At 64.9% G+C, this 14,551-nt stretch carries 12 protein-coding genes and 1 pseudogene; 4 read left to right on the top strand and 9 right to left on the bottom strand.

Features of this window, described 5'->3' with window-relative positions:
- The 4 genes and pseudogenes from AC6CH3_RS22025 to AC6CH3_RS22010 all read left to right on the top strand — a co-directional run.
- Positions 1-205: pseudogene (locus AC6CH3_RS22025) on the top strand (FAD-dependent oxidoreductase); the annotation flags it as partial.
- 84 nt (positions 206-289) lie between these two features.
- Positions 290-1,846 carry an aldehyde dehydrogenase family protein gene (locus tag AC6CH3_RS22020; protein ID WP_498134452.1) on the top strand — a complete coding sequence of 519 codons (1,557 nt, stop codon included), beginning with the start codon at positions 290-292 and terminating at the stop codon, positions 1,844-1,846.
- Positions 1,843-2,844, top strand: coding sequence for a D-2-hydroxyacid dehydrogenase (locus tag AC6CH3_RS22015; protein WP_498134451.1), 1,002 nt, complete (start codon positions 1,843-1,845; stop codon positions 2,842-2,844). The genes AC6CH3_RS22020 and AC6CH3_RS22015 overlap by 4 nt, the downstream gene beginning before the upstream one ends.
- Positions 2,845-2,856: 12 nt before the next feature.
- Positions 2,857-4,368, top strand: a complete 1,512-nt coding sequence (locus AC6CH3_RS22010) for a CoA-acylating methylmalonate-semialdehyde dehydrogenase (RefSeq protein WP_498134454.1) — start codon at positions 2,857-2,859, stop codon at positions 4,366-4,368.
- 76 nt (positions 4,369-4,444) lie between these two features.
- Here AC6CH3_RS22010 and AC6CH3_RS22005 read toward each other — a convergent pair whose 3' ends face one another.
- The 9 genes from AC6CH3_RS22005 to AC6CH3_RS21965 all read right to left on the bottom strand — a co-directional run bounded on the left by AC6CH3_RS22005 (position 4,445) and on the right by AC6CH3_RS21965 (position 14,533).
- Positions 4,445-5,803 carry a glycoside hydrolase family 32 protein gene (locus AC6CH3_RS22005; RefSeq protein WP_498134450.1) on the bottom strand — a complete coding sequence of 453 codons (1,359 nt, stop codon included), beginning with the start codon at positions 5,801-5,803 and terminating at the stop codon, positions 4,445-4,447.
- A gap of 34 nt (positions 5,804-5,837) precedes the next feature.
- Positions 5,838-7,202: a glycoside hydrolase family 172 protein gene (locus AC6CH3_RS22000; protein WP_498134449.1), complete on the bottom strand. Its 1,365-nt coding sequence runs from the start codon at positions 7,200-7,202 to the stop codon at positions 5,838-5,840.
- A 32-nt stretch (positions 7,203-7,234) separates the two neighbouring features.
- The gene (locus tag AC6CH3_RS21995; protein ID WP_498134448.1) at positions 7,235-8,122 is read right to left on the bottom strand and encodes a carbohydrate ABC transporter permease; all 888 of its coding nucleotides are present in this window, start codon (positions 8,120-8,122) and stop codon (positions 7,235-7,237) included.
- Positions 8,115-9,071 (bottom strand): carbohydrate ABC transporter permease, encoded by a 957-nt coding sequence (locus AC6CH3_RS21990; protein ID WP_498134447.1) that lies wholly within the window; start codon positions 9,069-9,071, stop codon positions 8,115-8,117. The genes AC6CH3_RS21995 and AC6CH3_RS21990 overlap by 8 nt, the downstream gene beginning before the upstream one ends.
- Positions 9,068-10,372: an ABC transporter substrate-binding protein gene (locus AC6CH3_RS21985; protein ID WP_498134446.1), complete on the bottom strand. Its 1,305-nt coding sequence runs from the start codon at positions 10,370-10,372 to the stop codon at positions 9,068-9,070. Before AC6CH3_RS21985 ends, AC6CH3_RS21990 begins: the two co-directional genes overlap by 4 nt.
- A gap of 63 nt (positions 10,373-10,435) precedes the next feature.
- The gene (locus AC6CH3_RS21980) at positions 10,436-11,446 is read right to left on the bottom strand and encodes a LacI family DNA-binding transcriptional regulator (protein WP_498134445.1); all 1,011 of its coding nucleotides are present in this window, start codon (positions 11,444-11,446) and stop codon (positions 10,436-10,438) included.
- Between the two features lie 185 nt (positions 11,447-11,631).
- The gene (locus AC6CH3_RS21975) at positions 11,632-12,711 is read right to left on the bottom strand and encodes a LacI family DNA-binding transcriptional regulator (RefSeq protein ID WP_498134444.1); all 1,080 of its coding nucleotides are present in this window, start codon (positions 12,709-12,711) and stop codon (positions 11,632-11,634) included.
- 38 nt (positions 12,712-12,749) lie between these two features.
- Complete coding sequence (locus AC6CH3_RS21970; protein ID WP_498134443.1) at positions 12,750-13,655, bottom strand: carbohydrate ABC transporter permease; 906 nt, start codon at positions 13,653-13,655, stop codon at positions 12,750-12,752.
- Positions 13,652-14,533 (bottom strand): carbohydrate ABC transporter permease, encoded by an 882-nt coding sequence (locus AC6CH3_RS21965; RefSeq protein WP_498134442.1) that lies wholly within the window; start codon positions 14,531-14,533, stop codon positions 13,652-13,654. The genes AC6CH3_RS21970 and AC6CH3_RS21965 overlap by 4 nt, the downstream gene beginning before the upstream one ends.
- Between the last annotated feature and the right edge of the window lie 18 nt (positions 14,534-14,551).

Below are 14,551 nucleotides of genomic sequence, written 5' to 3'. Positions count from 1 at the left end.
CCTCTTCTACTCCCTGTGCTACAGCGGACACGGCGTCCAGATGGCAGCCCACATGGGCAAGCGCATGACCCACTACATGGCCGGCGACAAGACCGCCAACGTATGGGAAGACCTCAAAAACCCGCCCGTCCCCGGCCACTTCGGCCCGCCCTGGTTCCTGCCCTTCATCGGCGCAGCCGCCAAGATCATCGACCGAGTCAAGTAACACCACCCTGAAAAGCCGGGCAGCCGATTCAATCGACTGCCCGGCTTCAGATTACCCAGATACATCACCTAGGCAAGGGATCACATGCTGCCATTTATACGCCTCGATGACGCGCGCCCGGAAACCGGGGACAGCCGGTCAGTAGTTGCCAATCTCCCCGGAGGTGCCTTCTTTGAAGGGCAGTGGCAGAGCGATGAGATGACGCTGGAAGTCCGGGACCCCCAGGACGGTTTCCTGGTGGGGCGGGTCTGCACCTCCACGGCCGGGGACGTGGAGCGTGCCATCGCGCATATCCACCGTCACCTGCAGGTAGAGGACTGGCCTGTGCGGTCCCGCCGCCAGGCCCTGGAGAGAGCTGTGCTGCTTCTGGGCGAGCAGTCCGCCCGCTTTGCCGGCATTATCGCCGCTGAGAGCAGCAAGACCATCTCCGAAGCCGAGCGCGAGGTGAACCGCTGCATTGAAACCCTTCGGCTGTCCGCCGCGGCGTCCGAGGAACTGGCGGGGGAGACCCTGGGGTTCGAGGACAGCCTGGCCGGCGGCGGCAAGATCGGCTGGTACAGCCGGAAGCCGGTTGGGATCATCGCGGCCATCACGCCGTTCAATGATCCGCTGAACCTGGTGGCACACAAGCTGGGCCCGGCGCTGATCGGGGGCAACGGCGTCGTGCTTAAGCCTTCCGGACGCACGCCGCTGAGCGGGCTGGCGCTGGTGGAGCTGCTGCTGGAAGCGGGTGTCCCGTCGGGACGCATTGCTGCGATCGTCTCCGGACCGGGTGTCTCTGAAGCAATTGTCACCGATGAGCGGGTGGACCTGATCTCCTTCACGGGCGGCCCCGCCACGGCCGACCGTATCGCCGCCGCGGCGGGGGCGAAGAAGATCCTGTCCGAGCTGGGCGGGAACAACGCCACGATTGTCTGCGCGGACGCGGACCCCGAGGCAGCGGCGACGGCGATCGTGGCCGGAGCCTTTGGTGTGGCAGGCCAGAACTGCCTCTCGGTGCAGCGCGTGTACGTTCACGCCTCGCTCTTCGAACAGGTAGTGGAGCAGGTCGCCCGCGAGACCAAGGCGCTCACGACAGGACCCAAGCTTGACCGGAGCACCGATATTGGGCCGCTGATTTCCGAGGCAGAGGCCCGTCGGGTCGAGGAATGGGTACAGGAAGCCACAGCGGCCGGTGCCACCCTGCACGCCGGCGGCCAGCGGCGGGGGGCATACTACGAGCCCACCGTACTGACGGACGTGCCCTCGGAATGCCGGGTCATCCGCGACGAGGTGTTCGGGCCCGTGGTCAGCATCCTGCCGTTCGACGATGTCCAGGATGCCATCGTCGCGGCGAACAACACCGAGTACGGACTGCAGGCCGGCGTCTTCACCCAGTCCATCGACCAGGCGCTGGCCATCGCGGACAAGCTGCACGTGGGCGCCGTGGTCATCAACGAGACCAGCGACGTCCGCATCGACTCCATGCCCTTCGGCGGGTTCAAGAAGTCCGGGGTAGGCCGCGAGGGCGTCCGGCATGCCGTCCGGGAGATGACCGAACCGAAAAACACCATCATCAACGTTGGAGAGCCGGCACCTAGGCAGAAGATCGTTGGGCTGGGGGAGAACACACAAACACCCACATCCGGGATTTCTGCATGAGCGATGCAGTGCACGGCCGGCGGCCGGTTGTCGCGGCTCTGTATCGGGAGGCTTTGCCGCCGCGCCTGGCAGAGGTTGAGGAGCTCGCGGAGGTCCGGCTGACCAAGGCCGATGGCCTGGCGAAGGCCATGAACGGCGCGGACGTGCTGTATCAGTGGGACTCGTTCTCTCCGGCGCTCAGGGAGAACTGGGACGCTGCCTCTACCCTGAAATGGGTCCATGTTACGGCGGCCGGTGTAAGCCAGCTGCTGTTCGACGAACTGGTCCAAAGCGACGTTGTCTATACAAATTCCCGCGGGGTGCTCAGCCGCGGCATCGCGGAGTTCACGCTGGGCTTTGTGCTGGACATGGCCAAGGACGCGCAGGGTTCCTTCCGGCTGCAGCAGCAACAGCGCTGGCAGCACCGTGTCACGCGCAAGATCCAGGGCCAGAGCGCCCTGGTCGTCGGCACCGGTTCGATCGGGCGGGAAATCGCACGCCTCTTCCGGGCCGTCGGGATGGATGTGGACGGCGCCGGCCGGACCAGCCGGCCGGGGGATGCCGACTTTGGCCGGATGCACTCCTCCCGGGAACTCGCCGGAATCGTCCATGACTACGACTACGTCGTCCTGGCAGCACCGCTGACCTCAGATACCAGAGGACTGGTTGATGCGGAAGTGCTCGCCGCCATGAGGCCGTCAGCCCGGCTGATAAACGTAGGGCGCGGGGAACTCGTCCACACAGATGCCCTCATCGAGGCGCTGGCGTCGGGCTCCATCGCAGGTGCCGCCCTTGACGTCGTGCACCCGGAGCCGCTGCCGGAGGGGCATGCGCTGTGGGGGACGGAGAACGTCATCATCACCCCGCACATGAGCGGTGACACCGAGGACTATCTCGATGATCTCGCCAAGCTCTTCGTGGACAACCTGAAGCGGTACTGCAACGGCGAACCACTGGAAAACGTCGTGGACAAGTCCCTGGGCTTTGTACCGACTGCTGAGCCCTCCCTCACTTTCTAAGGAACTGCCGTGATCCTGTCAACAGCGACACTGACCCTGATCAACCACTTCATCAACGGACGTGAGTCCGCCGGTACGGGTGACAGTACGCGACCGGTGTACAACCCGGCCACCGGCCAGGTGTCGGGCGAGCTCCGCATTGCCAACCAGGCAGACCTGGACACGGCCGTCGCCGCGGCGAAGAAGGCCGCGGAGACGTGGGGCGACATTTCCCTGGCGAAGCGCACGGCGGTGTTGTTCAAGTTCCGCGAACTGGTGGCATTGCATGTTGACGAACTCGCTGAGCTGATCACGGCCGAGCACGGCAAGGTCCTTTCCGATGCGAAGGGCGAGATCGCCCGGGGCCTGGAGGTGGTCGAGTTCGCCTGCGGTATCCCGCAGCTGCTCAAGGGCGACTTTTCGGACCAGGTTTCCACGGGTATCGACGTGTTCTCCTTCCGGGAGCCGCTGGGGGTGGTGGCGGGTATTACACCGTTCAACTTCCCCGTCATGGTGCCGTTGTGGATGGCGCCGATGGCGATCGCCACCGGTAATGCCTTCATCCTTAAGCCCTCCGAGCGCGACCCCTCCGCCTCCATGCTGCTGGCCAGGCTGTGGAAGACCGCGGGCCTGCCCGACGGCGTGTTCCAGGTCCTGCACGGCGGCAAGGAAACCGTCGACGGACTGCTGACCCACCCGGACGTGGACGGCATCTCCTTCGTCGGCTCCACCCCGATCGCCAAGTACGTCCAGGAAACCGCCACGAAGCACGGCAAGCGCGTCCAGGCCCTGGGCGGGGCGAAGAACCACGCCATCGTGCTGCCCGACGCCGACCTGGACAACGCCGCGGACCACCTCGCCGCCGCCGCCTTCGGCTCCGCCGGCGAACGCTGCATGGCCATCTCCGTCGCCGTCGCCGTCGGGGACGCCGCCGAGCTGCTGGTCAAGAAAGTCCAGGAGCGTGCCCAGGCCGTGAAGGTCGACAACGGCACCGCCCCCGGCGCCGAAATGGGACCGGTCATCACCCCGGCCTCCAGGGAACGCATCGTCAAGATCGTCAGCGAAGCCGAAGCCGCCGGCGCCGCGATGGTGGTGGACGGCCGCGACCTCGTGGTCCCCGGCCACGAAGACGGCTTCTGGGTCGGCCCCACCGTGATCGACCACGTCAAGACCGAGATGACCGCCTACACCGAGGAGATTTTCGGACCCGTCCTCGTCGTCGTCCGTGTGGACGACCTGGACGAGGGCATCAGGCTGATCAACTCCAACCCCTACGGCAACGGAACGGCGATCTTCACCTCCTCCGGCGCCTCCGCGCGGAAGTTCCAGCGCTCCGTCACCGTCGGAATGATCGGCATCAACGTCCCGCTGCCCGTCCCGGTGGCCTACCACTCCTTCGGCGGCTGGAAGGCCTCCCTCTTCGGCGACAAGCACATCTACGGCCCCGAAGGCGTCTCCTTCTACACCCGCGGCAAGGTCGTCACCTCCCGCTGGCCCGAACCCGCCCAGGCCTCCGGCGCCTCCTACAACTTCCCCTCCAACTAGCCGCAGCTGGTTGAGCTTGTTCCGCTGCTGCCCGCAGCCTCCATGAAGGGAGGTTCACGGCGGCAGGGGTTCGGGGCTATCCGCGGAGGTACGGCAGGGACGTGGCAGCAAGATGCAGGTCCGCCGCCCGAGGCGCCGGCCTCGTCACCGTGCGCAGCAGGGGCGTGCCGGAGGCACCGCTCACGGTCAGCGTCACCGGCGAGTGCATGACGGGCAGCGGGACCGCCATGATTCCTTGCCGGCCGGAGAGTTCCAGCACCCCGGCGTCGATGATCACCCGGAGTTCGGCCCCCGCGTCCGCCGGCAGAAACGCGTCGGCGAAATCGGTGTTTCCGGGGGCCGTCACGCGGATGCCTTCCCCGTCGTGCCGCACGGTGGCCAGGGGGCCGTCCAGGGTGGCGAGGCGGAGGGCCGTCCCGGCGGCGACGGTGCACCGCAGGTCCGCACCGCCGTCGAGCACGGTCTCGCAAACCGTGGCGCCCATCTGCTCCAGGTGCCCCGGCTGGGAGTACCGCGCGAGGTCGGCGTGCGGGGTGGCCACCAGGGTGTCGCCGTCGAGGGTCAGGGTGTGCGGAATGCTCAGGGCACTGGCCCACCGCCCCTCGCGGCTGATCACGCCGCGGATCCAGAAAATCAGCGACGGGGTGCCGTCCTTGTCCCGGAAGAACGACGGCGCGTAGTAGCTCTTGCCGAAGCTGAGCTGGCCCCAGGAACGCGCGGTGAACTTCCCGTCGGAGTAGGTTCCCACGCCGTAGGCCACATAGTGCAGCACGTCGTCCTCCCAGACGGAGGTGACCAGGACGTGGGAGCCGCCGATCTCAAACAGCTGGGGGCACTCCCACATGGTGCCGGTCCAAACAGGCTCCGTCTCCGTGCCGGTGCGCTGCGCGGCGATGCCGTCCAGTGTCCACCGCGAAAGGTCCGGGGAGCTGTAGGAAATGGCGGCGGCGGTGCCGCCCTCCAGCCCGGCGCCCACGAACATCCGCCAGTGCACGCCGTCGCGGAAAACGAACGGGTCGCGGTAGGCCACCACGCCAAGATCCGGCGCGGTCATCAGCTTCGCACCCTTGGTCCACGTGGTCCAGGAGGCGTCGTCCGGAGTTGCAGTGCGGACGGTGCCGACGCCGATGTCCGGTTCGGTGACCGACGTGTAGAACATGGTCGCGGCACGATCCTCACCGGTGACAATGGAACCCGACCAGACGCCATCGTCCCCGTCCCCGGGAGCCACGGCGACGCCCTGCTCGGTCCAGGCGATCATGTCCGGGGACGTGGCGTGGCCCCAGTGGCAGTTGGAGGCCCACGTGGTGCGGTCCGGAACGTACTGGTAGAAGAGGTGGTACTGGCCGTCCTTCCAGGTCACTCCAAGGGGATCGTTGATCCACCCTTCGGCGGCTGTGAAGTGGAAGGCGGGCCGCGGTTCCTGCGTGTTCATGCTGATCCTTTTCTGCTTTTCGGTGATTGTGGGGTCACTGGGCCAGGACGCTGTTGGCAGCCAGGAAGCGTTGCCGGACTTCCCGCGCCTGCTCGGCGTTGGCCTTCTCCCATGCGTCAATTTCTGCCCTGCGCCCGTTCCGGACTGCGTCCCGCGTTTCGGTGAACTGCTTCATCCGTGCAGCGGAGGCGTCGCGGGCGGCCTGCTGGGCCGGCGTCAGGTCCGGGAGCGGGACTTCCTCCACCTGCTCACGCGGCCGCAGCGGCAGGCGCTCCTCCGCGGGGCCGATGTCCAGGACGGGGGAGGGGAGGGTCTGGTACCAGTAGGCAGTGGAGGACCAGTCATCGGAGAGGTGGTTGGCATGGCCGTGCTCGAACGTGACCTTGATGCGCTTCTGGAACCGGATGGGATCCGTCATGTGGAAGCGGTAGCTGTGGTGGAAGCCCGGCACGTTTTCCTCGTGGACCATGGTGCCGTTCATGAGGAAGGCGTTGTGCTGCATGCCCCAGGCGTGGCCGAAGTAATCCTCCATGCCGGTGCCGTGCAGGCTGGGCGGCCATGTATCGTCGTCGATGAAGATCATGTCGTCACCCTCGCCCCACCAGGAGCCCTGGAAGTGGCGGACGGCCAGGTTGCACCCCACGTAGTGCCCCTGGCCCTCGGTTTCCAGGACCACGTAATTGTCCTCGCCGGTGAGGTTGGGGATGGCCACCTCGATGCTGTTGGTCTGCAGGTCCGGGCCCCATCCGGCATTGGGCTTCTGCCTGCGCCAGTGGGCGTGGAAGTAGGCGGTGTCCTCGGGCAGGGGCTCGGTGTAGAGCTCGTAGTCGATGTAGAAGTACTGCAGGTAGGGGATGTCGTTCTGGTTTTCGACGACGATCCTCGCCCGCGAGTTGAAGGGCATCTCGAAGTAGCTGTTGAAGGCCGCGCTGCCGCCGAAGGTGTTCACTTCACCCTCCTTGGCCGAGACGGAAAGCGGGAGGGAATCGTAGGAGCCGGACAGCGAGTTCAGCAGGCCGAAAAAGTCACCCAGGGGCGCGATGACGCTCGGCGTCTCCTGGTCATCCCAGTACATTTTGAGGACGATCTTGCGGTAGTAGTCCGGGTCCACCACTTCCCAGCTGACGCCCAGGGCGTTGTGGATTTCGAGCATGGGTACGCCCACGAGTTCCGGGGAGATCTGGCCGGGGCCGGGCTGGATCCGGCAGGACTGGGTCATCCAGATGTGGGTGATGGCGCCCGGCCCCTCGATGTCCGCCAGGACGCGTTCCTCGCCGGGCATGACGATCCAGTTGTCGCGGTTGCGGCCGGTCTGGTCCCAGCTGGAGGCACGGGCCGTGCGGGCGGTGGAGAGCTTGGTCAGGCTTGAGAGCAGGCCGGAGCGGGGCGATGAGGCCATGGAGGTGGTGCCTTTCGTAAGAGAGGTGGTGGTTAGCCCTTGACGGCTGATTGGGTGAGGCTGGCGATGATCCACCGCTGGGCCACGAGGAAGACGATGAGCGCCGGGGCGATGGCGATGGTGGTTGCGGCCATCACCTGGGCCACGTTCCCGGCACCATAGGGGCCGAGCATCAGGACCAGGCCCAGCGGCAGGGTGGCGGTGTCCGTGCTGTTGAGGAAGATCGACGGCGCGAAGTATGCGTTCCAGCTGCCCAGGAAGGTGATGACGCCCAGGGTGCTCACGGCGTTCTTGGCCAGCGGCAGCGCGATCAGCCGGTACGTCTGCCAGGCGGTGGCGCCGTCCATGCGGGCGGCGTCGATGATTTCCTGCGGCAGCCCCAGGAAGAACTGCCGCAGCAGGAAGACGCCCAGTGCTCCGGTGATGCCGGGCAGGATCAGGCTGAGGGGGTTATCCAGCAGGCCGAACGTCCGCATCAGCAGGAACAGCGGAATGATGGTCACCTGCGCCGGAACCATCAGCGAGGACAGCAGGCCCACAAAGATCGAGTTGCGGCCGGGAAATTCCAGCTTGGCGAAGGCGTAGCCGGCCATCGGCGCCGTGATGATCATGCCGATGCTGACGGCGATGGCGATGAGGGCGCTGTTGAGCATGTTCCGCAGGATGGGCACCGGCCCGTTGACCGCCGCGGCGTAGTTGGACCAGTCCCATTCGGTGGGCAGCCACTGCGGCGGCAGGTCGTAGGCGTGGCTGGCGTCGCGGAGCGACGTGGTGAACATCCAGAGGAAGGGTGCGATCATTCCCACCGCCCCGATGACCAGCAGCGCAACTGAAATGGACTTCCCGACGCCGGGCCGCCGTCGTACGGCTTTTCCGTTGCTTTTGCGGGAGGGGAGGACCGGGACGTTGAGGTTACTCATTGTTCACCCATGACTTCCTGAGGCGGAACTGCACCAGCGTCACCAGCATGATGATGAGGAACAGGGTGACCGCGATGGCTGAGGCGTAGCCCATATCGAACTTGTTGAAGGCCACTTCGGCGATGTACATCACCACGCTGCGGCTGGCGTCACCCGGGCCTCCCCGGGTGAGCACGATGATCGATTCGTAGATCTGGAAGGCGCCGATGATGGTGATGGTGATGTTGAAGAAGGTGGCTTGGCTGATCATCGGCAGGACGATCCGGCGGAAGACCTGCCACTCGTTGGCACCGTCCATGCGGGCAGCCTCCACCATGTCCTTGGGGACTTCCTGCAGCGCCGCCACGAAGATCAGCATCGCGAACCCCACGTTCCGCCAGGTATCCACGATGATCACGGATGCTTTGGAGAACTCCGAGCTGTTGAGCCAGTCGATCCGTTCCCCGCCCATCGCGGTGAGGTAGTAGTTCAGGATGCCGGTGTCCTTTTGGAACAGTGCCTGCCAGATGATGGACACGTAGACCAGGGCCACCAGGTACGGAAAGAAGTACGCCGAGCGGAAGACATACGTCAGGGGCCGAGGGAGCCGCTGGTTGATCAGGACTGCGAACAGGAGCGCGAAACCGTTGATGAGGACGACGGCGGCGCCTACGTAGAGGACCGTGTTGCCGTACGTTGTGGCCAGGCGTTCGTCCCGGAACATGCGGATGTAGTTGTCGAGGCCGACGAACTTGGGTGCCGTGAGGATGTTGTATTTGGTGAGGCTCAGGTAGAGGGCCGCCAGCAGGGGTCCCAGGACGAAAACCAGGAACCCGATGACGGTGGGTGCCGTGAACGCGTATCCCGTGAGGGCTTCCCGACGGCGGGCCGCGCTGCGGTGCCCGGGGCGGCCCCCGCGCGCCGTTGGGGGCGCAGCGGGCAGCTGGGTTGTGGGGGCGGTCAATGTCATTGCTGCAGTGCCTCCTCAACGTCCTTTTGGGCCTTCTCCAGTGAGGAGCCGATGTCCTGGCCGGACATGATCTCGTCCATGGCCCGCATGAACGCCGGATCCAGCACGTTGTAGGCCCGGGGGGCGGCTACGGGCTTGGCGTAGGAGAGGGAGTTGTAGAACTCTGCCGCGTGCTTGGGGGAGGCCAGGAACTCCGGTGATGAAGCGGCAGTCTTGGTGGACGGAACGGCGGCGCCGGCGTCGGCCCATTTTTTCTGCGTCTGCTGGTCGGTGAGCATCTTGATGAATTCCCAGGACAGTTCCGGGTTCTTGGAGGTCTTGGAGACGGCGAACGCTCCGGCGCCGAAGACCGTGGACTTGGTGGTTCCCTTCGGCCACGGGAGGATGTCGTAGTCTTCGAAGCCTGCCTTTTCGAAGCCGCCGGTGACGAAGTGCCCGGCGCCGGTCATGGCTGCCTTGCCGGCGGGGAAGAGCTGGTACGGGTCAGATCCCTTGGGCTGCGGCGACACTCCGTGCTCGGTGACAAGGTCGCGTACCCAGCCCACCGTTTCCTTGACCTTCCCGTCTGTCAGTTGGGCGGTTTGGAGGTCCTCGCTCATCATCGACGTGCCGTTGGAGTACAGCCACGGGGTGATGCCGAAGGAGTAGTACGGCATGGCGAAGCCGTAGACCTTGTTGGCGCCTGAACCGGTGGTCAGCTTCTTGGCGATCGCCAGGAAGTCGTCCCAGGTCCAGTCATCGCTGGGCCGCTCGATGCCTGCCGCCTCGAACATCTTGGTGTTGTAGTAAATCACCATGGTGTTGAACGTGTTGGGCATCAGGTAGGTGGAGCCGTCCTTGCTGAACCCTTCGAGCAGCTTCGGATCGATGTCCTTGCGCAGGGACGCCGCTTCGGGGTCGTTCTTGAGGAAGCCGTCCAGGGGAGTGAACAGCTCGTTGGCCAGGCCCAGCTCCACGCCTTCGGTGGCGATGTTGATGACGTCCGGGGCCTGCCCGGCGGCGGCCTGCGTGACGAGCTTGTTGACGTATTCGGTCCAGGTGGTGATGGGTGTGAAGTTGTTGTTCACCGTCACGTTCGGGTACTTCTCCTTGAAGCGTTCGGCGACGCCGTCATACACGGCTTTGTCTCCCGGGTCGCCCCAGTTCGAAACGGAGATGGTGGCGGTGATGTCCTTCGCGGGGGCGGAGTAGGGTCCGTCTGCCGCCGGTGCCGCGGAATCCGTGGCGCTTCCGCAGGCGGTAAGGGCCAGCAGGGCCGCGGCTGCCGCCGAGGCGATGGTGGTCCGGACTGCTTTTCTCATGTGATGCTCCTTTGCATGCGGCGCGGGGTGCGCTGATGGAATGCGATGGGGTATGTAGAGCAGTTACTGGTGGAGGTGTTGTTCGGTGGAGCGGCGGAACTCGATCTCGGATTCGAGCCGCAGGATCCTGGTGGGGGCGGAGGGGTCCTCGAGGCGCCGCATGAGTAAACCCACGGCGTTCTCACCGAGCTGGAATGCCGGTTGGCGTACGGTGGTGATCTGGGGTTGGAACAGGTCCGGGTAGGTAAATCCGTCGAACGTGGCGAAGGCCATGGTCCCGGGCACCTGCAGCCCTTGGTGCTGGACTGCACGGAGGGCTCCCGCCGCCAACACGGTGCTGCAGGCCAGGATCGCCGTCGGACCCGCGCCGGAGCCGACAAGCAGCGGCCGGACCCGGTCGAACGTCGCCGCCGCTGTCACCGTGCCTTCGCACAGCAGGCTGGCCGGTACCTCCAGGCCCCGCTTCGACATGGCGGCACGGAAACCGTCATGGCGCTCGCGGAGCGATGAGACCCGCAGATCGCCCGAGATGAGCATGATCCGTTCGTGGCCGCGGTCCGTGAGGTGGTCAACCAGGGCTGCCATGGCGGCCTGGTTGTTCACCCCCACCTGGTCCACGTCCAGGTCCGAGAGCCGGTCCAGCAGCACCAGGGGCTTCTTTTCGTTCCGGATCCGCTCAAGCAGCCCGGCCTGTGAGCCGGCTGCCCGCGCGATGATCAGGCCGTCCACGCGGCGGTCCAGAAGTGCCTCCACGGCGGCGCGCTCCCTGGCGGGATCTTCCGCCGAGTTCGCCAGCAGCAGGGACAGGCCGAGTTGTGCGGCGGCCTCCTCCACGCCGTGCACCATGTCCGCAAAGGCCGGCTCCCCGGCGTCCGAGACAACGAGGCCGATGGAGTCTGTCCTGGCGCGGCGCATGGAACGGGCCAGCACGTCCCGCCGATAGCCCGTGGCCTGCACCGCGCTCATGACGCGGGCCTTGGTATCGGGTTTAACGTGCCGGGTTTCGTTGAGGACGTGCGACACGGTCGACGTCGAAACGCCGGCAAGCGATGCGACGTCCACAATGGTTGCCATTGCGCCTCCTTCCAGAAAAACGTTTGCGCGAACGTTTCGATAGTAGGGGCAAACGTTTCGATGTGCAATGGGTCACAGAAGGAGACGTGAGATTTTTCAGCTCAGGGTGGTTTGCGGCTGACCCCGGACGCGAAGCGGCGCGCCCCCACTCAGGGGGACGCGCCGCCGTCGGGCGTGCTTAGAACCTATGCGGATGAGTGAACTGCAACAGAAGCGCGCTCGATTGCGGGGCATGCGATCTTCACGGCGGAGTCATTCGGTGCGCCGTCCAGGCCCAGCAGCATGCGCACTCCTGCCGCACCGAGTTCGTAGTGGGGCAGGGAAACCGTGGACAGCGGCGGGCGAAGGTGAGCGGCGATGACTTCCTGGTTGTCGAAACCCACGACGGCAATGTCGTTCGGGATGGAGAGCCCATTTTCCCGCAGGCCGTCGTAAAGTCCCATGGCCATACGGTCGTTGTAGCAGTACACGGCTGTGACGCGGCGCTTGAGCAGTTCGTCGGTAGCCCCGTATCCGCCTTCCTGATCCGGATAGGCTTCCATCACCAGGTCGGAGTCGAATGGAATTCCGGCAGCCTCCAGGGCATCTTTGTAGCCCTGTAGCCGTCCGTCCTTGGCAGGCGCGGGGATGGTGGCATTGATGAAAGCGATCCGCCGGTGGCCGCCGCGAAGCAGGATTTCCGTGGCGGAGTGCCCACCCTGTACTTCGTCGGGTACGACAGCGCGGGCCGCCCCGGGCTTGGGAGAGAAGCAGTTGACGAGGACAAAGTCCGCTTCGCGCAAGGTGTCCGGGATGTCGGTTGGCCGATGGAACCAGGTGGAATAGAGGATTCCGCGCACCTTGTATTCGAGCATCATGGCGATGGCGTCCTTTTCAAGCTCGCGGTTGCCTTCGGTGTTGGCGATAAGAAGGGCGTACCCGTGTTTCCAGGCTTCGTCCTGGGCGCCGTGGATGATCTGGCCGGCGAAGGGGGTGGTGGCGACGCCGTCTGCGACCAGCCCGATGAACCGTGAGGTGCCGCTGACCAGGGTCTTGGCCAATGCGTTGGGGCGGTAACCGAGCTGCCGGATCGCGTCGTTGACTCGTTGCCGCGTCTCATCCGCAATGCGGGCATTCTTCTTCTTGTTGATGACCAGCGAGACCGTGGCGGTGGACACGCCGGCTGCTTCAGCAACCTCGCGGAGGGTGACTGGATGTGCGGGGCCCGTTCTGACAGGAACGTCGGGGGTGGCCGCTTTGCCTGAATTTTTCTCCTGCGAAATCATGTGCCCTCCATCAGGAGTATATCCGTCTGCCGTGGCCGTCATCCCTTCGTCGCCCCGCTTTCCAGGCCTTGGATCATTGCTTTGTTCAGCACGAGGAACACCAGCAGCAGGGGCGTGATGGTGACGCAGACGGCCGCGAACGTGGCTGTCCAGTCTGTCTTGCCCATCGCGCCGATATAGTTCTGCAGGCCCAGCGGAATGGTCTTCAGTTCCTCGGAGAGGACGAAGGTGTTGGCGAAAATGAAGTCGTTCCAGATGAAGATGCTGTTGACCAGCACGACTGTCACGACGGTATTCACCGAAAGAGGGAGGGTGATAAGTCCGAAGATGCGGTACGGACCTGCTCCATCAAGAGAGGCGGCCTCGTACGTTTCCCGCGGGATGTACTCAAAGAACGAGGAGAAAAGGTAGATCGACATCGGAAGGGCGAAGCCGGCCAGAGGGATGATCATCGATGGGTACGTGTCGAGCAGGTTGATGGTCGAGTAGTCGATGAAGAGCGGCACAAGCGCGATCTGCACGGGCACGATGATGCCGATCAGGAAAAGGCTGCGGACGAATTTGCTGAAGCGGAAGCCGAGGACCTGCAGGGCGTAGGCGGCCATCATGCCCAGGAGCACAATCAGGAGGTTGGCGCCCATCGTGACGATGAAGCTGTTGAGGATGTTCAGTCCGAGGTTGCCCGTTTCGAAGGCGCGGGCGTAGTTATCGAACGTGATCGCCTTGGGGAGCGCGAAAGGGTCGCCGGTCGCGAAGTCATGTTCGGTGCGCAGGCTCGTGATGAAGAGCCAGGCCAGAGGGTAGACCTGCACGATGACGATGAGGGCGATGATCACCTTTGACAGCGTGCTGTGGAGGCTGGGCGCCCGCCGCCTGCGGAGTGGCGGCGGGCTGTCTGGTGGGGCCGCAAGGGGCCTTGTAACAGGAGCTGCTTGCGCGGTCATGCGTCCGCCTTTCGTTTGAGCATGAAGAGGATGAGTCCGACGGCGACCAGGCACTCGACGACGATGAAGACGGCGATGGTGCTGGCGTATCCGAAGTCGGTGCTCGTGAAGGCCGTCTTGTACATGTAGGTGGTCAGGAGCTCCGAGGACTGTCCGGGCCCGCCGTTCGTCATGAGGTACGGGATGTCGAATCCGCGCAGGCCGTAAGTGGTTGCCATGATCGTGGTGGTGATCCAGACGGGCATGATGTGGGGGAAACGGATCTTGGTGAACAGTTGCCACCGCGAGGCGCCGTCGAGGCGGGCGGCTTCCTCAAGTTCCTGCGGGACGGACAGCAGCGCCGCGTAGATGATGAGCATGTAAAGGCCGGTGAACCGCCAGCCTTCCGGGGCCGATACTGCGGCGAGGACGCTGTTGATGTCCGAGAGCCAGGGGCGTTCAAGTGCGCCGAGGCCGATCCAGTGCAGGAGCTGGTTGAGAAGGCCCACCGGTTCGATCGAGTAGATGCGCACGAAGAGGAACGCGATAGCCACGGTGGAGATCACCGCCGGCAGGAGGTAGAGGGTTTTGATGAGCTCGCGGCCGCGTCGCATTGAGGTGAGGAGGCTGGCGACGAGCAGGGCGCCGCCGAGCTGCAGTACCAGGCAGATGGCGAGATATCCGAGGGCGTTGAAGAAGGAGCGCCAGAAGATGTCGTCTGCCGTGAGCATCCGCACGTAGTTGGCGAGCCCCACGAACTCCATGTCGCTGATGCCGTTCCAGGAAAAGAAGCTAAGAAACAGCGACTGCATGATGGGGAACAGCACTGCGACGCCGTACAGCAGCAGGGGTGGGAGCAGGAAGACCAGGACAGAGAGTCGTGACCTGTTGGGGAGCATGGCTGGGCCTTTCGGGTG

The sequence above is a fragment of the Arthrobacter sp. GQ119 genome, from assembly GCF_059759125.1.
The sequence above is the reverse complement of the archived record's forward strand: the minus strand, read 5'-3'. Positions and strand labels throughout refer to the sequence as shown.

Coding starts and splice junctions, on each gene's coding strand:
- AC6CH3_RS22020 (WP_498134452.1), top strand. CDS start 290: ATGCTGCCATTTATACGCCTCGATGACGCGCGCCCGGAAACCGGGGAC.
- AC6CH3_RS22015 (WP_498134451.1), top strand. CDS start 1,843: ATGAGCGATGCAGTGCACGGCCGGCGGCCGGTTGTCGCGGCTCTGTAT.
- AC6CH3_RS22005 (WP_498134450.1), bottom strand. CDS start 5,803: ATGAACACGCAGGAACCGCGGCCCGCCTTCCACTTCACAGCCGCCGAA.
- AC6CH3_RS22000 (WP_498134449.1), bottom strand. CDS start 7,202: ATGGCCTCATCGCCCCGCTCCGGCCTGCTCTCAAGCCTGACCAAGCTC.
- AC6CH3_RS21995 (WP_498134448.1), bottom strand. CDS start 8,122: ATGAGTAACCTCAACGTCCCGGTCCTCCCCTCCCGCAAAAGCAACGGA.
- AC6CH3_RS21990 (WP_498134447.1), bottom strand. CDS start 9,071: ATGACATTGACCGCCCCCACAACCCAGCTGCCCGCTGCGCCCCCAACG.
- AC6CH3_RS21985 (WP_498134446.1), bottom strand. CDS start 10,372: ATGAGAAAAGCAGTCCGGACCACCATCGCCTCGGCGGCAGCCGCGGCC.
- AC6CH3_RS21980 (WP_498134445.1), bottom strand. CDS start 11,446: ATGGCAACCATTGTGGACGTCGCATCGCTTGCCGGCGTTTCGACGTCG.
- AC6CH3_RS21975 (WP_498134444.1), bottom strand. CDS start 12,711: ATGATTTCGCAGGAGAAAAATTCAGGCAAAGCGGCCACCCCCGACGTT.
- AC6CH3_RS21970 (WP_498134443.1), bottom strand. CDS start 13,655: ATGACCGCGCAAGCAGCTCCTGTTACAAGGCCCCTTGCGGCCCCACCA.
- AC6CH3_RS21965 (WP_498134442.1), bottom strand. CDS start 14,533: ATGCTCCCCAACAGGTCACGACTCTCTGTCCTGGTCTTCCTGCTCCCA.